Below are 21186 nucleotides of genomic sequence, written 5' to 3'. Positions count from 1 at the left end.
CGTCTCCGACAACAGGATGTTCATGACACCGTCCCCGGCGGAATCCCCATCACCGCGTGGCCGATTCGGTACGGCGGCGGGCGGCGGGAACGACCAGGGGAGTGCCCGTCTCCGGGTCGTCGATCACCCGGCAGGGCAGCCGGAAGACCTCCTCCACCAGGTCGGCGGTCATGACCTCCCCGGGCGCCCCGGCGGCACGACCCGGCCGTCGCGCATCGCGATCAGATGGGTGGCGTAGCGGGCGGCGTGGTTGAGGTCGTGGAGCACCGCCACGAGCGTGCGTCCGCGCTCCTCGTGCAGCCCGGCGCACAGGTCGAGGACCTCGATCTGGTGGGCGATGTCCAGGTAGGTCGTCGGCTCGTCCAGGAGCAGCAGCGGCGTCTCCTGCGCCAGCGCCATCGCGATCCACACGCGCTGGCGCTGCCCCCCGGACAGCTCGTCGACCAGGCGTCCGGCCAGGTCGGCTACCCCGGTGGCCTCCATCGACTCGCGCACCACCCGCTCGTCGTCCGCCGACCACTGGCGCAGCAGCCGCTGGTGGGGATAGCGCCCCCGGCCGACCAGTTCGGCGACCGTGATGCCGTCCGGCGCGACGGACGTCTGGGGCAACAGGCCGAGGGTCCTGGCGACCTTCCTGGCGGGCAGGGAGGTGATGTCCCGCCCGTCGAGCAGCACGGTCCCGGCGGCGGGCCGGAGCGTGCGCGCCAATGCGCGCAGCAGCGTGGACTTGCCGCAGGCGTTGGGCCCGATGATCACGGTGAAGGACCGGTCGGGGATGGTGACGTCGAGGTTCTCGGCGACGACCCTCTTGTCGTAAGAGAGCGTCAGCGCGCTGCCGCTCAGGCGCGGCCCGTCGTCGTGCATGCCCGCCACTCCGTTCCCGTGCCCGCTGATTCCGTGCTCGATCGTCTGGGTCATATCCGTCCCGCCTTCCGCTGGGCGGCGAGCAGCCAGACGAGGTAGCCGCCGCCGAGCACCCCCGTCACCACCCCGACGGGCAGCTGGTGGCCCGCGAACAGCCGCTGCGCGGCCAGGTCGGCGCCCGTCAGCAGCGCCGCGCCCGTGCACGTCGCGGCGAGCAGGTTCGGCCCGGGCGCCCGGGTCATCCGCCTGGCCAGGTGCGGGGCGGTGAGCGCGACGAACGACACCGGCCCGGCGGCCGCCGCCGCCAGGGAGGTGAGCAGCACGGCCGCACCCAGCAGGACCAGCCGCACGCCCTGCACCCGTACGCCGAGGCCCCGCGCCAGGTCGTCGCCCATCTCCGTGATCGCCAGGGGGCGGGCGCAGCCGAGCAGCACCACCGGCGCCAGCACCGCCATCGCGACGAGCAGTGGGAGGACGTCCTCCCAGCCGCGCCCGTCCAGGCTGCCGGTGAGCCACAGCATGGCCCGCGCAGCCTCCATCAGCCGTCCCCGGGTCAGCAGGTAGCCGTTGACGCCGGTGAGGATCGCGGTGGCGCCGATGCCCACCAGCACGAGGCGGTGCCCGTGCAGGCCGCCGCGCCAGGCCAGCGCGTAGATGACCGCTCCGGTGACGACCCCGCCGAGCACCGCGCCGCCCGCGAGCGCCGCGCTGCCGCCTCCCGTGACGACCACGAGGAGCGCCCCGGCCGCCGCGCCCTGGGTGAACCCGAGCAGGTCGGGGCTGCCCAGCGGGTTGCGTACGAGCGACTGGAAGACCGCGCCGGCCAGCGCGAGGGCGGCGCCCACGAGCAGCGCGGTGACCACGCGGGGCAGCCTGAGCTCGTGCACGATGAAGTCCTCGGCCGGGCTGCCGCCGCCCAGGACGGTGCGTACGACGTCGGAGGGGCTCATCGGATAGTCGCCGCCGCCGACCGCGAGCACGCCGAAGACGAGCGCGAGCAGCAGACAGCCGGCTCCCACGGCGACGGCCCTGAGCCGCGGGGTCATGCCGCCGGCGATCCTTCCCGTCGGCATCGGCCGTACCGCACTGTGCCAGTTGATTCGCTCGCTACCCTCACTCATGTCCCGGCCTTCCTTCGCACGAAGTACAGGAACAGCGGGCCGCCCAGGACCGCCGTGACGATGCCCGCCTGCAGTTCGCCGGGCCTGGCCACCAGCCGCCCGAGCACGTCGGCGCCGAGCAGCAGCACGGGCGCGAGCAGCGCGCAGCAGGGGAGCATCCAGCGCTGGTCGGGGCCGGTCAGCGCGCGGACGAGGTGCGGCACCATGAGCCCGACGAAGACGATGGGCCCGCAGGCCGCCGTCGCCGCCCCGCACAGCAGCGTCACCGCCACGATGGCGCCCGCGCGCACCCGTGCGGGGTGCGCGCCGAGCGAGCGCGCCGAGTCGTCGCCGAGCGCGAGCGCGTTGAGCGGCCTGGCCAGGGCCAGAGCCAGCAGCAGGCCCGCAGCGATGAACGGCGTCATCATGGCCGCGGTCTCCCCCTGCGCGCTCGCCAGCGAGCCGACCGTCCAGAAGCGCATGGTCTCCAGCGAGGCCGAGTCGAGCAGCATCGTCCCGTTCACGTACGAGTAGAGCGCCGCGTTGATGGCGGCTCCCGCGAGCGCCAGCCGCGCCGGGGTGGCCGCTCGCCCGCCGCCCACGGCGTACACCAGCACGGACACGGCCGCCGCCCCCGGCGAGGGCGAACCAGACGTAGCCCTGGAACGACGCGACGCCCAGCAGTCCGGCGGCCGTGGCCACCGCCGCCGAGGCGCCCGCGTTGATCCCCAGCAGGCCGGGGTCGGCCAGCGGGTTGCGGGTCAGCGCCTGCATGACGCCGCCCGCGACCCCCAGCGCGACTCCGGCGAGCAGCCCGAGGAGGGTGCGCGGCAGCCGCATCTGGTGGACGACCGTGTAGGCGGCCGAGTCGGCGTCGAAAAGCCCGTGCCAGACCTCGGCCGGGGAGAGCTGCCGGGCACCGAGCCCGAGGCTGAGCACGAGGACGACGGCCAGCGCGATCGCCGAGCCCAGCAGCGCCGCGGCGCGCCGGGCGGTCTGCGCGCGTTTTCGCGGCACCGGCGCAGGCGCGCTGATCTGCGAGGACTCTGTGACGACCACGAACTGCTCCGGTGGGGGGCAGGGGACGATTTTCACCGCCCCTCTGGACAAGAACTTAGGTAAGGGTAACCTAACTAGCGATCAACCCCAAGGCCCCGGCCCGCGAGAGAAAGACGAACCGTGCGAAACCTGAACTCCCCCATGTCCCGTCGCGGCCTCTTCGCGGCGGGCGGAGCCGCCGTACTCACCCTGGCGCTGGCCGCCTGCGGGTCGAGCGATCCGGCGCCCTCCGCCGCAGGTCAGAGCGCGAAGTCGTGGTCCTTCACCGACGACAGGAAGGAGACGATCACGCTCGGGGCCGTCCCGTCGCGGGTCGTGGCGTTCACCGGGACGGCGGCGGTGCTCGCCGACTACGGCCTGCAGCAGAAGGTCGCCGGCGTCTTCGGCGAGACGAAGCGCGCCGACGGCTCCCCCGACCCCCAGGCCGGCGACCTGGACGTGAACAAGGTCACGATCCTCGGCAACGTCTGGGGCGAGTTCAACATCGAGAAGTACGCGGCGCTGCGTCCCGAGCTTCTCGTCACGCACATGTACGACCCCGGGGCCCTGTGGTACGTCCCGGACGAGAGCAAGGACAAGATCGTCAAGCTCGCCCCCACGGTGGCGATCAGCACGGCCCGTGTCCCGATGACCGAGCCGATCGAGCGTTACGCCGCCCTCGCCGAGTCGCTGGGCGCGGACCTCAAGGCCCCGAAGGTCGCCGAGGCCAAGGCCAGGTTCGAGGCCGCCGCCGAGAGCGTGCGCAAGGCGGTCGCGGAGAACCCCGGCATCAAGGTGCTGGCCGCCTCGGGCAGCCCCGACGTGCTGTACGTGTCCAATCCGGAGGTCAACACCGACCTCATGTACTTCGCCCAGCTCGGAGTCGACGTCGTCAAGCCGGAAAAGCCCGGCGAGGGCGGCTACTACGAGAACCTGAGCTGGGAGAACGCCGACAAGTACGACGCCGACGTGATCCTGCTCGACAACCGCAGCACCGCGCTGCAGCCCAAGGACCTGACGTCCAAGCCGTCCTGGGCCAAGCTGCCCGCCGTCAAGGCCGACCAGGTCGTCGCCTGGGATCCCGTGCCGCGCTTCTCGTACGCCGGAGCCGCGCCGATCCTGGAGAACCTGGCGACGGCGATCCGGAACGCCAAGAAACTCGGCTGACCACGCTTCTTCAGAGAAATCACCCGGGGACACGTGTCGACTCCCACGAGTTAGGTTCGCCTAACCTAACTCCCAACGGTAAGGATGACAATGACCTATCCCCATGCCGGGGCCGCGCGGCCGTACCTGTTCAACGACCGCACAGTGGAGGGGTACCGGCGGGCGATGGCCGCGGGGACCGAGCGGGTGGCGGACCGGATCCGGCGCGCCGACCGGCCGTTCAGCGGCGTGTCCCCGGAACGGCTCGCGCCGGAGATCGCCGCGATCGACCTCGAACGGCCGCTGCACGACCACGCCGCCGCCCTCGACGAGCTCGAACGGGTCTACCTGCGCGACGCCGTCTACTTCCACCACCCCCGCTACCTGGCGCACCTCAACTGCCCGGTGGTGATCCCCGCGCTGCTGGGGGAGGCGGTGCTGTCGGCGGTGAACTCCTCGCTCGACACGTGGGACCAGAGCGCGGGCGGCACGCTCATCGAGCGCCGCCTGATCGAGTGGACGGCCGGCCGGATCGGCTTCGGCCCCGCCGCCGACGGTGTCTTCACCAGCGGCGGCACCCAGTCGAACCTCCACGCCCTGCTGCTCGCCCGCGAGGAGGCTCATGCGATCGCCGGCGCCGTCCCGTCGCGGCTGCGCGTGATCACGTCGGAGGCCGGGCACTTCAGCGTGCGCAAGGCGGCGAACCTGCTCGGTCTCGGGCCGGACGCCGTCGTCACCGTGGAGACCGACGCCGACCGGCGGATGCGGCCGGCCGCGCTCGCCCGCGAACTCGACCGCTGCCGCCGCGCCGGACTGGTGGTCATGGCCGTGGTGGCCACCGCCGGCACCACTGACTTCGGCTCGATCGACCCGCTGCCGGAGATCGCCGCTTTGTGTGAATCCGCTGGAGTGTGGCTGCACGTGGACGCGGCGTACGGCTGCGGGCTGCTGGTCTCCCGCAGACGGCGGCACCTGCTCGCTGGCATCGAGCGGGCCGATTCGGTCACCGTCGACTTCCACAAGTCCTTCTTCCAGCCGGTCAGTTCGAGCGCCGTGCTGGTGCGCGACGGCGCGGTGCTGCGGCACGCGGCCCACCACGCCGACTACCTCAACCCCCGGCGGATGGCCGACCGGGGGATCCCCAACCAGGTGGACAAGAGCCTGCAGACCACCCGCCGTTTCGACGCGCTCAAGCTCTGGCTGACGCTGCGGGTGATGGGCCCGGACGCGGTCGGGGAGCTGTTCGACGAGGTCGTGGACCGCGCGGCGCAGGCGTACGCCCTGGTCGCCGCCGACCCCCGCTTCGAGGTCGTCGCGAAGTCGCCGCTGAGCACGCTGGTCTTCCGCTACCTGCCGCCGGAAGGTCCGGGCCGCAAGCTCGCCGACGACGCGAACCTGTACGCCCGCGAGGCCCTGGCCGCCTCCGGCGACGCCGTCGTCGCCGGGACCACGGTCGACGGCCGCCACTACCTGAAGTTCACCCTGCTCAACCCGGAGACCACGCTGGACGACGTCGCACACGTCCTCGACCTCCTCGCCGGACACGCCCAGCGGTACGTGGACGACCTCGCCCCGCTCGCCGACCACCCGGAGGTAACGCATGTCCACTCATGACTTCGTCGCGATCGGGCTGGGGCCGTTCAACCTGGGCCTGGCCTGCCTCGCCGAGCCCATCGCCGAGCTCGACGGTGTGTTCCTGGAGGCGAGGCCCGGCTTCGCCTGGCACCCGGGCATGATGCTCGACTCCGTGACGCTGCAGACGCCGTTCATCGCCGACCTCGTCACGCTGGCCGACCCCACCTCGCCCTACTCCTTTCTCAACTACCTGAAGGAAACCGGCAGGCTGTATCCCTTCTACATCCGCGAGAGCTTCTACCAGCTCCGCGCCGAATACGACGCGTACTGCAGGTGGGCCGCCGCGCGGCTGCGGAGCGTCCGCTTCGGCCACCGGGTGACCTCGGTGACGTACGACGAGGCCGACGGTCACTACGTCGTACGCGCGGTCACCGACGGCGGCGAGGAGACCGAGCACCGGGCGCCGCACCTCGTGCTCGGCACCGGCACCCCGCCCTACGTGCCGGAGGCCTGCCGGGGCCTCGGCGGCGACCTCGTCCACAACGCCGGCTACCTCGACGCCAAGGCCGCGCTGCAGGCGAAGGAGAGCATCACGATCGTCGGCAGCGGGCAGAGCGCCGCCGAGATCTACCGGGACCTGCTGGCCGACATCGACACCCGAGGCTACCGGCTGAACTGGGTGACCAGGTCCCCGCGGTTCTTCCCGCTGGAATACACCAAGCTGACCCTGGAGATGACCTCCCCGGAGTACGTCGACTACTTCCACGCGCTTCCCGAGGACACCCGATATCGCCTCGAAGCCGAGCAGAAGGGCCTCTACAAGGGCATCGACGCGGCGCTGATCAACGAGATCTTCGACCTGCTGTACGCCAAGACCGTCGGCGGCCCGATCCCCACCCGGCTGCTGACCTGCACCGAGCTGCGCGAGGCGGCGTACGACGCCGGCCGGGGCGAGTACACGCTCAGGCTGCACCACGTGGAGCAGGAGCGCGACTTCACGCTCGTCACCCAGGGGCTCGTGCTGGCCACGGGCTACCGCTACGAGCCCCCCGCCTTCCTCGACCCCGTACGCGACCGGATCCGGTGGGACCGGCACGGCCGGTTGGACGTGGCCAGGAACTACAGCGTCGACGTCACCGGCCGGGGGATCTTCGTGCAGAACGGCGCCACCCACGCCCACAGCGTCACCTCCCCCGACCTCGGCATGGGCCCCTACCGCAACTCGTGGATCATCAGCCAGATCCTGGGCCGGGAGCACTACCCCATCGAGAAGGCCATCGCCTTCCAGGAGTTCGGCGCGCCCGAGGGCGTGGTGGCATGAGTGACATCGTGTTCCGCCGCATGGACGACCGGGTCGGCGAGCTCGCCGTACGCCGGCTCGACCCGGAGGCCGACGCGCCGGTCGTGCACGCCTGGGTCACCCACCCCAAGGCGGTGTTCTGGATGATGCAGGACGCCGACGTCGCCCGCGTGGCGAAGGAATACCGCGAGATCGTCGAGCACCCGCACCGCGACGCGTTCCTCGGGCTGGTGAACGGCCGCCCGGCCTTCCTGGCCGAGAGCTACGACCCCGCCCGGGTCGAACTGGCGGGGCGCTACGACGCCGAAGAGGGCGACGTCGGCATGCACTTCCTGTGCGCGCCCGCGCAGACCCCGATCCACGGCTTCACCCTGGCCGTGATCAGCACGGTCATGGAGCTGCTGTTCGCCGATCCCGCGACCCGGCGGGTGGTGGTCGAGCCCGACGTGCGCAACACGGCGGTGCACGCGCTCAACGCGGCCGTCGGCTTCGAGGTCCTCGGCACGGTCGCCAAGCCGGAGAAGGAGGCCCTGCTGAGCGTCTGCACCCGGGAGAGGTTCCTGGCCGCGACCCGGAAGGCGATGCCGTGAACCCGATCGATGCCGTGAACCCGGTCGAGGCGGTGAACCCGGTCGAGGCGGTCTCCCACCTCACGCCGGAGCTGTGGGAGCGGGCCAACCGGCGGCTGGTGCGCAAGGCGCTCGCCGAGTTCGCCCACGAGCGGCTGCTCACTCCGCGGCCGCTCGCCGACGGCCGTTTCGCCGTGCGCGGCGACTGCGGGCGGGGCGAGGTGGAGTATCGCTTCACCGCGACCGTGATGTCCCTCGACCACTGGCACATCGGGGAGGTCACCCGCCACCGGCTCTCCGGCGAGACCCTGCCGCTGGACGCGCTGGAGTTCGTCACCGAGATGCGCGGCCCGCTCGGGCTGAGCGACGAGGTCCTCCCGGTCTACCTGGAGGAGATCACCTCCACGCTGGCGAGCCTCGCGTACAAGCTGAGCCGCCCGCCGGTCGGCGCGGCCGAGCTGGCGAAGGCCGGCTTCCAGGAGATCGAGGCCGCCATGACCGAGGGCCATCCGTGCTTCGTGGCCAACAGCGGCCGGATCGGTTACGGGATCGACGACCACCACCGGTACGCCCCCGAGGCCGCCGTGCCCGTACGGCTGATCTGGCTGGCCGCCCACCGCGACCACACCACGTTCACCTGCTCTCGCGACATCGACTACGAACGGCTGATGCGCGGCGAACTCGGCGAGGAGGTCCTGGCCCGCTTCGCGGCCACGCTGGCCGGCCTGGGGCTCGACATGGCCGACTACCTGCTCGTGCCGGTGCACCCCTGGCAGTGGTGGAACCGGATCTCGGTGACGTTCGCCGCCGAGGTCGCCGAACGGCGGCTGGTCTGCCTGGGTCCCGGCGACGACGAGCACCTCGCCCAGCAGTCGGTGCGCACGTTCTTCAACGCGAGCGCGCCGTCGAAGCACTACGTGAAGACGGCGCTGTCGGTGCTGAACATGGGCTTCATGCGGGGCCTGTCGGCGGCGTACATGGAGGGCACCCCCGCGATCAACGACTGGCTCGCCGACCTGATCAGGGATGACGAGGTCCTCCGCGCGACCCGCCTGACGATCATCCGCGAGCGGGCGGCCGTCGGCTACCGCAACCGCCTGTACGAGGCGGCCACCGACCGCTACTCGCCCTACCGGAAGATGCTGGCGGCGCTGTGGCGGGAGAGCCCGGTCGCCGGTCTGGAGCCGGGCCGCCGCCTGGCGACCATGGCCTCCCTGCTGCATGTCGATGACGACGGGCGGTCGTTCGCGGCGGCGCTGATCGAGCAGTCGGGTCTCGCCCCCGAGGTGTGGCTGCGGCGCTACCTCGACGCGTACCTCGTCCCGCTGCTGCACGCCTTCTACGCGTACGACCTGGCGTTCATGCCGCACGGCGAGAACGTCATCCTGGTCCTCGACGGCGGCGCGGTGGAACGGGTGATCTTCAAGGACATCGCCGAGGAGATCGTGGTGATGGACCCGGACGCGGACCTGCCGCCCGAGGTCGCCAGGATCCGCGCCGAGGTGCCCGAGGAACACCGGCTGCTGTCGATCTTCACCGACGTCTTCGACTGCTTCCTGCGTTTCCTCAACGCGGTGCTCGCCACGGACGGCGTGCTGGACGAGGAGGCCTTCTGGCGGACCGTCGCCGAGTGCGCGACGGCCTACCAGCGGTCGGTCCCGCACCTCGCGGACCGGTTCCTGCGCTACGACCTGTTCGCCGAGACGTTCGCCCTGTCGTGCCTCAACCGCCTGCAACTGCGCGACAACCGGCAGATGGTGGACCTGACCGACCCGTCGGCCGCGCTGCAGATGGCCGGCGAGCTGGTCAACCCCATCGCCCCCTTCGCCCCCGTGGATCCATAGGTCCGCGCGGTCAGCCCGCCCGATGGCGCAGCAGGGCGGTGGCGATGGCGACCTGGGCCGGCTGCAGCGCGGTCTCGCCGTCCTCGACGTCCCACAACGCGTTCTGCAGCACGCGGCCCAGCGTCCAGCCGGTCGCCCGTTGCCGGTCCAGGCCCAGGGCTTCGGTGAGCAGGTCGAAGCGGCGGAGTACGGCGCGGGTGACGTCACCGGCCGCCACCACCTCCTCCCACCGGTTGTCCAGTGCCGGCAGCAGGTCGAAGCCTGGGTCGCCGGCGAGTGGTTTGGGGTCGATGGCCAGCCAGGGTTCTCGCCGTCCGGCGAGGATGTTGTCGTAGTGCAGGTCCCAGTGCAGCAGGCGGTCGCCGGGTTCGCCGATCAGTTCGGCCACGGCGGACGCGCAGGTCCGCACCAGTCGCCGATCGGCCGGGTCCGCCAGCGAGGGCACGGCGCGTGGCACCTGGTCGAGCATGGCGGCGGCGATGTCGGCCAGGCGGCGCAGGCCCTCCGGCGCGGGCACCGCGACCAGGCGCTCCAGCAGCCCGGCCAGGATCCGCAGGGCGGCGGTGTCGTCGGCCACCGACGACAGCGGCCGGGTCGCGTCCAGGCGCTCCAGGAGCATGGTGCCGGTGTCCGGGTCGTGGTCGAGCAGGCGTACCACCCCGTCGCCGTCCCAGACGCGCAGCCCGACCGGTTCCGTGGCGTGCTCCTCGCTGACCGGCTGGAGCTTGAGCGCGGCGGGCGTGCCGTCCGCGCGGGTCACCGGCAGCACGAGCGATGCCATGCCGTGCCGCCCCGGACCGTCCAACCGCAGCGTCCACCGGTCCAGGAAATCGGCGGCCAGCCTGGGCAGCGCCGCGATCCAGGCACGGCCGGACGCACCGCCGTACTTGCTGTGTGAGGCGGCCAGCGCCTCCGGGACGTCGATGCGAATCGACGGGGGCATGGTGAACGTCTCCTTCGTGAGTTCCGGATTCGATCGCGTGACACGAAGGAGATGGCGGCGCCCGGCTTCCGGGCAGGACTCAACGCATAGCCGAAGCCTACCCAAGCGCGATCACGTGGCCCGAGCTGTCGAGCGGGCCGCGAGGGGGCGGCGGCTCCGTCACGGACGAGCGGGTTCCGCGGGCCCGGAGCCGGTCGAGGCGCGAACGCGGAGCTCGGCCGGGTGCACGCGCGTGATGGGCTCGTCGCCGGCCGCGTCCGCCGCCAGGATCTCCGCGAGCAGTTCGGCGGCGCTCGCGCCGTAGACGCGCGGGCGCAGGTCGACGGCGGTGATCGGCGGATCGCACATCTCCAGGCTCTGGCTCGCCACGCACGACGCGAGCAGCAACTCCTCACCGACCCGCCGTCCCAGCGACCGCAGCGTGCCGAGCGCGCGCAGGGCGCTGCCGTCCGGGGCGCAGACGAGGGCGTCGAGGTCGGGACGGGAGGCCATCAGGTCGCGTACGACCGCGTCGAGCGTCTCGGGCGAGGCGTCCACCGCGACCCCTCTGGTGGCGGGTTTTACGCCGTGCGCCGAGCACCACCTCTCGTAGGTCTCCTGCAGCGTCAGCGACCAGTCGGTGAGGAAGTCCCCGTCCGGCACGATCAGCCCGGGCATCGTGGAGCCGCGGGAGCCGAGGTGTTCGAGGAGCAGGTTGGTCGTCTCCACGTGGTCGGCGCTCAGGACGCCGCGCGGCATGGGACCGGAACCCCGGTGGTGACCCACGGTGACCACCGGAACGCCCCCGCCGAGCAGGTCCGCGACGACCGGATCGTCCAGGATCGGGTCCAGGATGATCAGACCGTCCACCCGCAGCCGCGGTGCCTTGATCCCGCTGGAGTCGGGTCCGAGTAGGGTGAGGTCGAGCCCGGCCGCCCGGGCACGCTCGGCGACCCCGAAGGCGAACTCCATGTAGAAACCCGTCCCCATCACCTGGCGCGGCAGGTAGAGGCCGACCGCGCCGACGCGGCTGTTGCGCAGGTGGCGGGCGGCCGTGTTGGGGTGATAGCCGAGCCGCGCGGCGACCTCCTCGATCCGGGCCCGGGTCCGCGCCGAGACCCGGCCCGCGCCGGACAGCGCGTCGGAGGCGGTGGTCTTGGAGACCCCGGCGTGCCGGGCCACGTCGACGATCGTCACGGAACGGCCAGACACCGCGACGGGCGCGGACGACGCCCCCGGCGCCCCTTCGGACGGCGACGCCCCTTCGGACGACGGCGGCGCGGCGCCCTGCTCGCCAGCACGTTGCTCGCCGGGGCCCTGCTCGCCGGTCCGCGGTTTCGGGCGGCCCTCGACATTTTTCACGACGTTAACTCCGAGGTCTTGCCGGAACGTTCCGACTGCATTTACTTTAGCGACGCCGGAACGTTCCGGCATCTTCAACGTGGTCCACCTCATCGCACTACGGCACCAAGGACCCGCCATGAGCCAAGCCCCCCACACCCGTCCCCGGCCGCGCGGCCTGTTCGCGGCCCTGCTCATCCTCGACGTCGTACTGACGCTCTGCCCGCCCGTGTACTGGTTCGTCGGGAACCGCGCGAACCCCGTGCTCTCCCTGCTCTACTTCGTCGGCGGCGGAGCCGTCGTGCTCGCCGGCATCCTGGTCATGTACGCGCTCGACCGCCCGCGCGCGACCACCCCCGGAGGCCGGTCGTGAACATGCTGGTCGGTTACGGCGCGATCGCCCTGCTGCTCCTGCTGATCGTGGTCGTCCTCGAACGCTCCAAGCGGGCGAACCACGACTTCAGCGACTACGCGGTCGCCGGACGCTCCTTCGGCTCCTGGTATCAGACCATGTCGTTCCTGAACACATGGCTGCCCGGATCGATCTTCATCTCCTTCACCGGCCTGGCCGCCGGGTCGGGGGTGCTCGGCTTCTACTACCTGCCCTATTCGCTGCTCGCCGTGGTGCTGATGTTCTTCATGGCCCAGCGCGTACACGACTGGGGGCGCCGCTTCGACCTGCGCACCCAGGCGGACTTCCTCGGCCTGCGCTTCGGCTCCCGCCACGTGCGGACCGTCGCCGCCGTCATCGGCATCGTGGCGTCGTTCCCCTGGCTGGTCCTGGGGCTGCAGTCCCTCGGCCTGGTGTTCTCGTACCTGTCCTTCGGACGGGTGCCGGCGAACGCCGCCATCCTGATCGGCATCGGCTTCCTCGCGCTGCGCCAGATCTGGACGGTCCGCATGGGAATGCGCGGCGTCGTGGTCAGCGACATGGTCCAGGGCCTGGTGGCGTACGTGCTGGGGTTGTGCGTCATCCTCGGGCTGCTGGTGTGGCTGTTCACGAACGGGCACACCCTGGACAGGCTCCCCGGCACGTTCTTCTCGCTGCCCGGACCCGGCAGCGAGACCGGCCCGCTCTACCTGATGTCGATCGTGCTGACCGGCGCGCTCGGCGGCTGGTGCTGGCCGGACATCTTCGTACGGCTGTTCACGGCGCGCAGCGCGGCGGTCATCAAGCGGTCGGCGGTGCAGATCGCGCCCTACGTCCTCGTCTTCGCCACCGCGCTGAGCCTGTTGGGCATGCTGGCCTCGACGGTCCCCGGCGTCTCGGCCGCGCCCGACCACGTCTGGTTCATCACGGCGGGCGTCGGCGGCACGGTGCTCGTGGCCCTGGCCGGGGTCGTCGTCCTGGCCGCCACCATGGGCAACGTCGACGCCAACATGCAGGCCTGCGGCGCGCTGATCACCAACGACGTGCTGCCCCGCCGTACGGACGGCCGCCCCGACGACGGGCGGGAGACCGCCGCGGCCAAGACCGCCGTGATCGTGCTGACCGTGCTCGCCGCGGCCGCCGCCGCCGCGACCTCGAACAGCCAGGGCCTGGCCAGCCTCGCGATCATCTCCTACCAGGGCATCTGCCAGCTCGCACCGGCGCTCTTCCTCGGCATCTTCTGGAGGCGAGGCACCGCGACCGGGGCGATCGCGGCCATGCTGACCGGCTTCGCCGTCGCCGCGGTGCTGCAGGCGGTGTACGAAACCTCGATTCCCTGGCTCGGCGGACTGACCTCCGGCGTGGCCGGTCTGATCGTCAACACCGCCGTCTACGTCGGCCTCGCGTTCCTCGGGCCGCGCTCGCAGACCGAGGAGGCCCGGATCGCCGCCCTCTTCGACGACGTCGCCGGCGTGACCCGGGCCGAAACCCTACCCGCTCAGTGAGGAGCCTGGAATCATGACCACCGGATACGTCTGGCACGAGCGCTACGCCTGGCACGACACGGGCACACACGCCGGGTTGCTGCCCGCGGGCGGGGCCGTCCAGCCATTCCGGAACTTCGAGAGCCCGGAGTCCAAGACCCGTTTCGCCGGGCTCGTCGAGGTCTCCGGGCTGCTCGACCACCTGCTGCGCGTCCCGGCGCGGCCCGCGACGGAAGAGGACCTGCTGCGCGTGCACAGCCCCGCGCACGTGGCACGCATCCGGGCCCTCAGCGAAGCGGGCGGCGGCGACGCGGGTGACGGACAGTCCCCCTTCGGGCCGGGCTCGTACGAGATCGCCCGGCTGGCGGCGGGCGGGACGATCGCGGCGACCGAGGCCGTGCTGACGGGGGCGGCGGACAACGCGTACGCGCTGGTCCGGCCCCCGGGACACCACGCGGAGCGCGACCGGGGGATGGGCTACTGCCTGTTCGCCAACATCGCGGTCGCCGTGGAGTGGGCGCGCGCCAACCACGGGGTGCGCCGGGTCGCGGTCGTCGACTACGACGTGCACCACGGCAACGGGACGCAGTCGGCGTTCTACGAGGACCCCGACGTGCTGACCGTCTCCATCCACCAGGAACACCTGTTCCCGCAGCACAGCGGCACGTTCGCGGAGACCGGCGCGGGAGCGGGCGCGGGGACGGCGCTGAACGTCCCCCTTCCGGCCGGATGCGGCAACGGCGCCTACATAGAGGCGTTCCGCCGCGTGGTGGTGCCCGCCGTACGGGCGTTCGCGCCCGAACTCGTCATGGTGGCGAGCGGGTTCGACGCCTCCGCGGCGGACCCGCTGGGGCGGATGACCGTGACGGCCGCCGGATACCGCGCGCTGACCAGGCAGTTGATGGACGTCGCCGAGGAGGTCTGCGAGGGCCGCCTCGTCATGTCCCACGAGGGCGGCTACTCCCCTGTGTACGTCCCGTTCTGCGGCCTGGCCGTGTTGGAGACCCTCTCCGGGCACGACACCGGCGTCGGAGACCCCTTCGACGAGGTGTGGGCCTCCTCCCCGCAGCACCCGCTCACCTCGTGGCAGGACGACGTGCTGAAGGAGGCCGAACGGCTCGCCCGCAGCCTCGGCCTGCTCGCGGGCGAGCCTACGCCGGGGCGTACGTGAGGCAGTCGGCCTCGTCCTGGGAGTAGCCGATGTCGATGCCGGGCGCCTGGCACTCCAGCGCCACGTTGTGCCGGCAGTCGGACATCTTGCAGGCGCCCACCCGGCCCACGGTTTCCTGGTCGCCTCCCCGGGTGGGCGCGGTGAAGAACGTGTCGCAGTGCGCGTGTGACGCGTCCCCGACTGTGATGGCGGTGGCGTGGCACATGCCGTCGCGGTTGTACGCGCACGAGGTGGCCTCGCATCGGTTGACTACCGGCATCTCCATGAGCGGCTGTTCCCCCCTGACGATCGTGGCTTTCGTCCTGGCTCATACCGCCTTCGACCAGGTCGGCAATCTCCGCCGCGGTCCCAGACTCCGCCAAGGCACGCCAGGGGTTTCAGTGCGGCCCGCCGCAGCCCGCAGCAGAAGCTCCAGGCCGTACGCGGCCTGGGCGGCGAGCATCGCGAGGAGGTCCACGTCGGCGAGGTCCCCCCCGCCAGGTGGCGGACCTGTCGAGCGCCTCAAGCGACGCGGCGGCCGGTGGCCGTTCCGGTGCGGCACCTAAACTGGGATGCACTCGTGTGGACCTGCGCACAGGCCGGGCGGCGGGCCGGGTGGCGAGGATGAGGAGGACGGCGTGAGCCGGCGCGTACGCGGCGATCGGGAAGAGGCGGATCTGCCGGTCGACCCCGACGTGGACCTCCGCCACGAACAGGACGTGTTCCGCCGGCCGGAGGCTCCGGCCCGCAGCCGGACCTGGGACGTTCTCGCGGTGATCGCCCTCGGCGGCGGAGCCGGCGCCGTGGCCAGATATCTGCTCGGTCAGGCGTTCCCCGCGTCGCCCACCGGATTCCCCTGGGGGACGTTCCTCGCCAACGTCACCGGCTGCTTCGCACTCGGGGTCCTGATGGTCTTCGTCCTGGACGTCTGGCCGCCGCGCCGCTACGTCCGTCCGTTCCTCGGAGTCGGCTTCCTCGGCGGATTCACGACGTTCTCCACCTTCACGACGGAGATCGTGGACCGGTCGTGGCACGGCGCGTGGCCGACGGCCGGTGCGTACGCCGCGGGCAGCCTGGTCGCCGGACTGCTCGCGGTCTGGTGCGGCATCGTCCTCGCCCGCGCCCTGGCGGGCCGCCCCGTACGGCGGCGCGGGAGGAGGGGCGAATGAGACTGCACGGCCCCGCGCAGAGACTGACGATCTTGATAGGCGAGAGCGACCAGTACCGGCACCGGCCGCTGTACACCGAGATCGTCCATCGGGCGCGCGTGATGGGCCTGGCCGGGGCGAGCGTGTTCCGGGGCATCGAGGGCTTCGGCGCCTCCTCGCGCATCCACACCAGCCGCCTGCTGTCGCTCAGCGAGGACCTGCCCATCGCCGTCGTCATCGTGGACGTCCCGGAGAGGATCAGTGCGTTCGTGGCGGAACTGGACGAACTGGTGACCGAGGGCCTGGTGATCGTCGATCCCGTGGAGGTCTACCGCTACGTGGGGCGTGATCCGGGGCGGGCGGAGTCGTGACCCTGCTGCTCGTCTTCCTCGGCGGCATCGTCGGCGCTCCCGCCCGTTATCTGGCCGACCGGCTGGTGCAGCGCCTGCACGACAGCGTGTTCCCGTGGGGCACGCTGGCGGTCAACGTGTCCGGGTCGCTCGTGCTCGGGCTGCTGCTCGGCGCCCGGGACGACCTCGGGCTGCCCGCCGTGGTGGTCACCCTGCTCGGCACCGGCTTCTGCGGCGCGTTCACGACGTTCAGCACGTTCGGCTTCGAGACCGTACGGTTGCTGGAGGAGGGCTCGGTCCTGGAGGCCGGGCTCAACGCGCTCGGCAGCCTGGTCCTCGGCCTCCTCGCCGCCGCCGCCGGATTCGCCCTGGCCGCGCTACTCGCCTGAAACCGAGCGGGAACACAGCACCGCCCCACCGGTGCCGGTGGGGCGGTCGTGTCACGGGGTCAGTGGTGCCCGTGGCCGTTGTGCTTCTGCGTCCAGGGACCGGTGATCGCGAAGACGTAGCCGGGGGTCTGGATGTTGGCGAACAGGATGCGGCCGTCGTCGCTGAACGTCGCCCGGTGAACTCGCTGTCGTTGAGCTCGTTGCGGGCCATCGGGTAGGGCGTGCCCTTGTCGGTCACGCCGACCAGGTGCGACAGGCCCTCGCCGTCCTCGGCGAGGATGACGCCGCCGTACGGTGAGACGGTGATGTTGTCCGGCCCGTCGTAGTTGGTGTCCTGCTCCGGGTCGGGGTTGACGCCGAAGATCGTCTTGAGCGTGACGGTCTCCGACTCGGGGTCGTAGAACCAGACCTGGCCGTCGTGCTCGTTGACGCTGCCGTCGTCGTGCCGGGCGTAGCTGGCGACGAAGTACGCGCCGCCGTCGCCCCACCAGGCGCCCTCCAGCTTGCGGCTGCGGGTGATCTGGTCGTCGGTGAACTGCTTGCGCACCGAGGTGGTCCTGGCGTCCCGGTCCGGCACGTCGACCCACTCGACCTTGTAACGGGTGCCCGGCTGGGTCGCCTCGGACAGGTCGGCGATGTGCCTGCTGCCCTTGCGGCACCGCATGGCCTGCAGCTTCCCCGCGGTGTCGCCGCCGGGGCCGAGGGCGAGCGCGCGCAGGGCGCCCTTGCGGCCGCGGAAGCCGTGGGGCGGGGTCCAGCGGAAGTAGAGGCCGTTCGGGCCGCTCGCGTCCTCGGTCAGGTAGATCTCGGAGTTGCGCGGGTTGACCGCGACGGCCTCGTGGGAGTAGCGGCCGAGGAACTTCAGCGGCACCGGGTTCTTGTTGGCCTCGCGGTCGAACGGGTCGACCTCGAAGACGTATCCGTGGTCCTTCTGGAAGGCCCCGCCGGCCCGCTGCTCGGTCTCCTCGCAGGTCAGCCAGGTGTCCCACGGCGTGATGCCGCCCGCGCAGTTGTTGTGCGTGCCGGCCACGCTGACGTACTCGCGGACACGGTTGCCGTCCCTGTCGACCTCGATGGTCGTCGTGCCGCCCTTCGCGCCCGGGTCGTAGGTCAGGCCGGGCAGAGCGGGCACGCCGTAGGGCTCGCCGCCGCCGATCTCGTGGTTGTTCACCAGCACCCAGCCGTCACGGCCGCGGAAGCAGCCGGTGCCGTCGGCGTCGCTGGGGGTCGGCTCGCCCGACTCCAGCACCGTCTTGCCGGCCTGAGCGACGATCTTGTACGAGAAGCCCTTGGGCAGGGCGAGCAGACCGGCGGGGTCGGCGACGACCGGGCCGTACCCGATCGTCTTGCCGACCCCGGCCTGGGCGGCCTGGGCGGCAGCGGGGCCGGCGATGGCCTCGATGCTGCCCGCGATGGCGATGCCGAGGCCGCCGGCGGCGGCCGAGCGCATGAGGTCGCGGCGGGAGAGGGAGGAACTCACAGACGTACCTTTCGGTGCATACGGCAGGCCATGTGATCCCATTTCCTCGTCCTGAACCCCTCCTTCCGTGAAACGGACGTGAGGGTGAACACCCGACAACGATCTCAGGACGGGATATCCCCGCCTGCGCGTCACTTCGCCAGGAAGGCGAGAAGCGCGTCGGTGACCTCCTGGGCGTGGGTCCACAGCAGGCCGTGCGGGGCGCCCTCGATCTCGACGTACTCGGCCTGGGGGAGCGCCCGGTGGAACGGGCGGCCAGTGGACTCGATGGGCAGGATGCGGTCGGCGGTGCCGTGCACGATGAGCGTGGGGACGTCGATCTTGGGGATGTCGGCCCGGAAGTCCGTCGTCCAGGTGGGGACCGCGGCGGACGAGGCGTACCACGAGGCGCCCGCGGCGGTGTTCCAGTTGGCCCGGACGACCTCCTCGCTCAGGCGGGTGCCGAGGTTCTCGTCGGTGTTGTAGAAGGCGTTGTAGAAGTCGGTGAAGTAGGCGTAGCGGTCCTTGGTGACGGCTTCGAGGATGCCCTCGAACACGCTGCCGTCCACGCCCTCCGGGTTGTCCTCCGTCTTGAGCAGGAACGGCTCGAGGGAGGCGAGGAAGGCGGCCTTGGCCACCCGCGCCGAGCCGTACGTGCCGAGGTAGCGGCCGACCTCGCCGGTGCCCATGGAGAAGCCGACGAGGATCACGTCGCGCAGGTCGAGGGTCTCCAGCAGGGTGTTCAGGTCGGCGGCGAAGGTGTCGTAGTCGTAGCCGACAGTGGGCTGGCTCGACTGGCCGAAGCCGCGGCGGTCGTAGGTGATGACGCGGTAGCCGGCGTCGAGCAGGGCGGGGATCTGCTTCTCCCACGAGTGGCCGTCCAGCGGGTAGCCGTGGATGAGCACGATGGGCTGCCCGCTGCCGTGGTCCTCGTAGTACAGGGTGATGTCGGTGCTGTTCTCCTGGCCGACGGTGATGTACGCCATGACGCGCTCCTTCTGATCTCCAGTGCGTGACCCGGCCTCGCAACCGGTTTCCTCCTGCGCGCTAGACACTAGAGCACAATTAACTTGCGCGCAAGGTAACCGCCCTCGCCGTACCCCGCCTGGGACCTCCTGCCGGTAAGGTCGCGGTTGAGTAGATCGTCAAGGGGTGCAGGTGAACCGGGCTACGGTTCGCTCGCGGACTCCCGGGTTCGACCCCCGCGCTCAGCGAGGTGACACCTGCCCGATTCGGCGATGCGGTCGGTGTGGAAAGGCGGTGGCCGGGTGCGGCGGATCGGCTGGGGCGTGATCGCGCTCTTCCTGGCCGCGTTCGCGGTCTTCGAGAGCGTCAAGTACGGCGTGCCGACCACCGTCGCCGCGCTCGTGTTCTTCGCACTGGCCGACCTGGCGCGGCTCGCCGGGGTTCGTCCGCCTGGCGTGCTCTACCAGGCCGTCCACCGCGTGTGGATCCCGCTCGTGGTGCTGGTCGCCTACAGCTTCGGCCCGATCGTGTGGCCGCCGCTGTTCACCGCCGCCCTCGGCTGGCTCACCCGTATCGCCCTTGAACGAGCGCTCGGGCGTGGATTCTCGCGCAGCACGGCGGGGGCGCCGGCTGGGCGGTGAGTGCGGCCCTCAGTTCCGCCGGTTCGTGTAGGCCGTGACGTTGGCGGTCAGGCGGCGCAGCGTGGCGAGCGTGCGGGTGAACTCCTCAGGGTCGAGCGCCATCGCGTCGCCGACCGCAGCGAAGATATCGTCGCTGCGTTCCCGCAGCCCGGCGCCCTTCTCGGTCAGCGTGATCTGCACCGTGCGCTCGTCGTCGGCGCGGCGCTCCCGGCGCAGCAGGCCGTTGGCCTCCAGACGCTTGAGCAGTGGCGTCATCGTGCCGTAGTCGAGGTGCAGCGCGGCGCCGAGTTCCTTGACCGTGACGCCCTCCGCGGGGCCGTCCCACAAGACCAGCAGGACCAGGAACTGCGGGTAGGTGAGACCCATCTCGTCGAGCAGGGGCCGATAGAGGCCGGTGACGGCGCGGGAGGCGGCGTAGAGCGCGAAGCACATCTTGTCGTCGAGTATGCGGGGAGGCCGCTGCTCGCTCGTGGTGCTGGTCATCCTTCCACTCTAGGAGCCCGGTCCGCCATCCGCACGTGAACGGTCCAATCGTGCACGAGGTTTTTTCTGATGGCGTGACCCGGCGCCGGCCGGGTCACGCCCGCCGCCCCGTCAGCGGCAATGGCGCAGCACCACGGGCTTGCCGCAGCTCATGGTCCCCGCGCCCGTGCCGACGCCGGCGTTCGCGTTCAGGCCGAGGTCGACGTTCAGGCCGAGGGCGACGCCGAGGTCGAGGCCCAGGTCGAGGCCCGCGTCGACCTTCGCGCCGAGATCCAGGGCGGCGGCCGAGGGCTTGGCGGCCTTCGGCGTGTCACACCCGCAGTCCGCGTACGCGGGCGCGGTGGCGAGCAGGCCCGCGCAGGTCAGGGCGGCCAGGGACAGAAGGCGGAAAGGGCGGTGCATGAAGATTCCTCATCTCAGATGTAACTAATCGTGTTCGATCGTTACTCTTCGTATCCGTGTCCAGGTTGTGACAAACTCAGGCCGCTCCCGGCGAAGCACCAAAACCCCGGTGAGAACCGACGGCGCAGGGCCATTGCCCGCCGTGAAGTCCGGACGTACCGTCGATCACGTGGCTGTCATCCACAGGGAACGTGTGGCGTGGGAGAGCGCCAGGGTGTTCGTCGCGGCCGCGACGGACGACACCTACTGGTGGCTCGGTGAGACGCTCGGACGCCGTCTCGGGCAGACATACGAACTGGCCCTGACCCGCACCCGCATCCGCCTGCGGCGAGGCGAGGCCCAGCCTGTGCGGGGCCCTCGCGAGGACGCGCTGTCCGCCGAGGTGGGCGCCTGGCGTGCGCGAATCGAGGACCTCCTGACGGAGCATCCGGAACTCGCGGAGGTCCTGCGACAGGTGACCGAGGAGACCGGCCGCCGTCTGCGCCGCTGACGCCCGCCGGCCGGGCGCTCACATGACTGCGGCCGGTCGTCCACAGGCTGTGGACGACCCGGCCGCGGAACCCGTCAGCGGAAGCGGCGGAGTCTGAGGCTGTTGCTGACGACGAAGACGCTGGAGAAGGCCATCGCCGCTCCGGCGATCATGGG

The 21186-nt window shown here is 71.4% G+C and carries 22 protein-coding genes and 2 pseudogenes; 13 read left to right on the top strand and 11 right to left on the bottom strand.

Annotated features, from left to right (window positions below; all coding sequences use genetic code 11):
- Window positions 1-49 precede the first annotated feature (49 nt).
- The 4 genes and pseudogenes from B1L11_RS35520 to B1L11_RS52750 form a co-directional block, all read right to left on the bottom strand.
- Window positions 50-864 (bottom strand): annotated as a pseudogene (locus tag B1L11_RS35520) (ABC transporter ATP-binding protein).
- 50 nt (window positions 865-914) lie between these two features.
- Complete coding sequence (locus tag B1L11_RS35515) at window positions 915-1985, bottom strand: iron chelate uptake ABC transporter family permease subunit (protein WP_256863173.1); 1071 nt, start codon at window positions 1983-1985, stop codon at window positions 915-917.
- Entirely contained in the window at window positions 1982-2587 is a 606-nt protein-coding gene (locus B1L11_RS52755; protein WP_256863172.1) for an iron ABC transporter permease, read from the bottom strand. Before B1L11_RS52755 ends, B1L11_RS35515 begins: the two co-directional genes overlap by 4 nt.
- 73 nt (window positions 2588-2660) lie before the next feature.
- A pseudogene (locus B1L11_RS52750) lies at window positions 2661-2903 on the bottom strand (iron chelate uptake ABC transporter family permease subunit); the annotation flags it as partial.
- 261 nt (window positions 2904-3164) lie between these two features.
- On the opposite strand from B1L11_RS52750, the gene B1L11_RS35505 reads away from it, so the two are divergent.
- The 5 genes from B1L11_RS35505 (at window position 3165) to B1L11_RS35485 (ending at window position 9436) form a co-directional block, all read left to right on the top strand.
- Window positions 3165-4169: an ABC transporter substrate-binding protein gene (locus B1L11_RS35505; protein WP_079319689.1), complete on the top strand. Its 1005-nt coding sequence runs from the start codon at window positions 3165-3167 to the stop codon at window positions 4167-4169.
- Between the two features lie 90 nt (window positions 4170-4259).
- Window positions 4260-5762 carry an aspartate aminotransferase family protein gene (locus B1L11_RS35500; protein ID WP_143737772.1) on the top strand — a complete coding sequence of 501 codons (1503 nt, stop codon included), beginning with the start codon at window positions 4260-4262 and terminating at the stop codon, window positions 5760-5762.
- Window positions 5749-7044, top strand: coding sequence for a lysine N(6)-hydroxylase/L-ornithine N(5)-oxygenase family protein (locus B1L11_RS35495; protein ID WP_079319687.1), 1296 nt, complete (start codon window positions 5749-5751; stop codon window positions 7042-7044). Before B1L11_RS35500 ends, B1L11_RS35495 begins: the two co-directional genes overlap by 14 nt.
- Window positions 7041-7613 carry a GNAT family N-acetyltransferase gene (locus tag B1L11_RS35490; RefSeq protein WP_079319686.1) on the top strand — a complete coding sequence of 191 codons (573 nt, stop codon included), beginning with the start codon at window positions 7041-7043 and terminating at the stop codon, window positions 7611-7613. The genes B1L11_RS35495 and B1L11_RS35490 overlap by 4 nt, the downstream gene beginning before the upstream one ends.
- On the top strand, window positions 7610-9436 hold the full coding sequence (locus B1L11_RS35485) for an IucA/IucC family siderophore biosynthesis protein (RefSeq protein ID WP_306291746.1): 1827 nt from the start codon (window positions 7610-7612) through the stop codon (window positions 9434-9436). The genes B1L11_RS35490 and B1L11_RS35485 overlap by 4 nt, the downstream gene beginning before the upstream one ends.
- A gap of 10 nt (window positions 9437-9446) precedes the next feature.
- On the opposite strand, the gene B1L11_RS35480 is transcribed toward B1L11_RS35485, so the two are convergent.
- Window positions 9447-10379 carry an aminoglycoside phosphotransferase family protein gene (locus tag B1L11_RS35480; protein WP_179155472.1) on the bottom strand — a complete coding sequence of 311 codons (933 nt, stop codon included), beginning with the start codon at window positions 10377-10379 and terminating at the stop codon, window positions 9447-9449.
- A gap of 159 nt (window positions 10380-10538) precedes the next feature.
- Window positions 10539-11555: a LacI family DNA-binding transcriptional regulator gene (locus B1L11_RS35475; protein WP_218671518.1), complete on the bottom strand. Its 1017-nt coding sequence runs from the start codon at window positions 11553-11555 to the stop codon at window positions 10539-10541.
- A gap of 283 nt (window positions 11556-11838) precedes the next feature.
- Here B1L11_RS35475 and B1L11_RS35470 point away from each other — a divergent pair, with 283 nt between their 5' ends.
- The 3 genes from B1L11_RS35470 to B1L11_RS35460 are packed head-to-tail and all read left to right on the top strand — an operon-like array spanning window position 11839 to window position 14724.
- Window positions 11839-12072: a hypothetical protein gene (locus B1L11_RS35470; protein WP_079319685.1), complete on the top strand. Its 234-nt coding sequence runs from the start codon at window positions 11839-11841 to the stop codon at window positions 12070-12072.
- A gap of 2 nt (window positions 12073-12074) precedes the next feature.
- Window positions 12075-13574: a sodium:solute symporter gene (locus B1L11_RS35465; protein ID WP_143737776.1), complete on the top strand. Its 1500-nt coding sequence runs from the start codon at window positions 12075-12077 to the stop codon at window positions 13572-13574.
- 13 nt (window positions 13575-13587) lie between these two features.
- Window positions 13588-14724 (top strand): class II histone deacetylase, encoded by a 1137-nt coding sequence (locus B1L11_RS35460; RefSeq protein ID WP_079319683.1) that lies wholly within the window; start codon window positions 13588-13590, stop codon window positions 14722-14724.
- On the opposite strand, the gene B1L11_RS35455 is transcribed toward B1L11_RS35460, so the two are convergent.
- Window positions 14705-14989, bottom strand: a complete 285-nt coding sequence (locus B1L11_RS35455) for a DUF1540 domain-containing protein (protein ID WP_079319682.1) — start codon at window positions 14987-14989, stop codon at window positions 14705-14707. The genes B1L11_RS35460 and B1L11_RS35455 overlap by 20 nt on opposite strands.
- A 352-nt stretch (window positions 14990-15341) precedes the next feature.
- Here B1L11_RS35455 and crcB (B1L11_RS35450) point away from each other — a divergent pair, with 352 nt between their 5' ends.
- Genes crcB (B1L11_RS35450) through crcB (B1L11_RS35440) form a run of 3 tightly spaced genes read left to right on the top strand, consistent with a single transcriptional unit; the run spans window position 15342 to window position 16590 of the window.
- Entirely contained in the window at window positions 15342-15872 is a 531-nt protein-coding gene (gene crcB, locus B1L11_RS35450; RefSeq protein WP_256863171.1) for a fluoride efflux transporter CrcB, read from the top strand.
- Window positions 15869-16222 (top strand): DUF190 domain-containing protein, encoded by a 354-nt coding sequence (locus tag B1L11_RS35445; RefSeq protein WP_079319680.1) that lies wholly within the window; start codon window positions 15869-15871, stop codon window positions 16220-16222. The genes crcB (B1L11_RS35450) and B1L11_RS35445 overlap by 4 nt, the downstream gene beginning before the upstream one ends.
- Complete coding sequence (crcB, locus tag B1L11_RS35440; protein ID WP_079319679.1) at window positions 16219-16590, top strand: fluoride efflux transporter CrcB; 372 nt, start codon at window positions 16219-16221, stop codon at window positions 16588-16590. Before B1L11_RS35445 ends, crcB (B1L11_RS35440) begins: the two co-directional genes overlap by 4 nt.
- Here crcB (B1L11_RS35440) and B1L11_RS35435 read toward each other — a convergent pair.
- The gene (locus B1L11_RS35435; RefSeq protein ID WP_256863170.1) at window positions 16514-18070 is read right to left on the bottom strand and encodes an alkaline phosphatase PhoX; all 1557 of its coding nucleotides are present in this window, start codon (window positions 18068-18070) and stop codon (window positions 16514-16516) included. The genes crcB (B1L11_RS35440) and B1L11_RS35435 overlap by 77 nt on opposite strands.
- 131 nt (window positions 18071-18201) lie before the next feature.
- Entirely contained in the window at window positions 18202-19035 is an 834-nt protein-coding gene (locus tag B1L11_RS35430) for an alpha/beta fold hydrolase (RefSeq protein WP_079319678.1), read from the bottom strand.
- A gap of 252 nt (window positions 19036-19287) precedes the next feature.
- Here B1L11_RS35430 and B1L11_RS35425 point away from each other — a divergent pair, with 252 nt between their 5' ends.
- Window positions 19288-19656 (top strand): DUF4260 family protein, encoded by a 369-nt coding sequence (locus tag B1L11_RS35425; protein WP_079319677.1) that lies wholly within the window; start codon window positions 19288-19290, stop codon window positions 19654-19656.
- Between the two features lie 9 nt (window positions 19657-19665).
- Here B1L11_RS35425 and B1L11_RS35420 read toward each other — a convergent pair whose 3' ends face one another.
- Together B1L11_RS35420 and B1L11_RS35415 are read right to left on the bottom strand one after the other, a co-directional pair.
- Entirely contained in the window at window positions 19666-20139 is a 474-nt protein-coding gene (locus B1L11_RS35420; protein WP_079319676.1) for a MarR family winged helix-turn-helix transcriptional regulator, read from the bottom strand.
- 111 nt (window positions 20140-20250) lie between these two features.
- Complete coding sequence (locus B1L11_RS35415) at window positions 20251-20541, bottom strand: hypothetical protein (RefSeq protein WP_079319675.1); 291 nt, start codon at window positions 20539-20541, stop codon at window positions 20251-20253.
- A gap of 169 nt (window positions 20542-20710) precedes the next feature.
- Between B1L11_RS35415 and B1L11_RS35410 the strand changes: the two genes are divergently transcribed.
- Entirely contained in the window at window positions 20711-21031 is a 321-nt protein-coding gene (locus B1L11_RS35410) for a hypothetical protein (RefSeq protein WP_143737771.1), read from the top strand.
- The last annotated feature ends 155 nt before the right edge of the window (window positions 21032-21186 follow it).

Origin of the sequence: Microbispora sp. GKU 823 (genome assembly GCF_002027145.1) — a bacterium.
In the GTDB taxonomy this organism is placed as follows: domain Bacteria; phylum Actinomycetota; class Actinomycetes; order Streptosporangiales; family Streptosporangiaceae; genus Microbispora; species Microbispora siamensis.
This window is presented reverse-complemented; position numbering and strand designations above follow the sequence as displayed.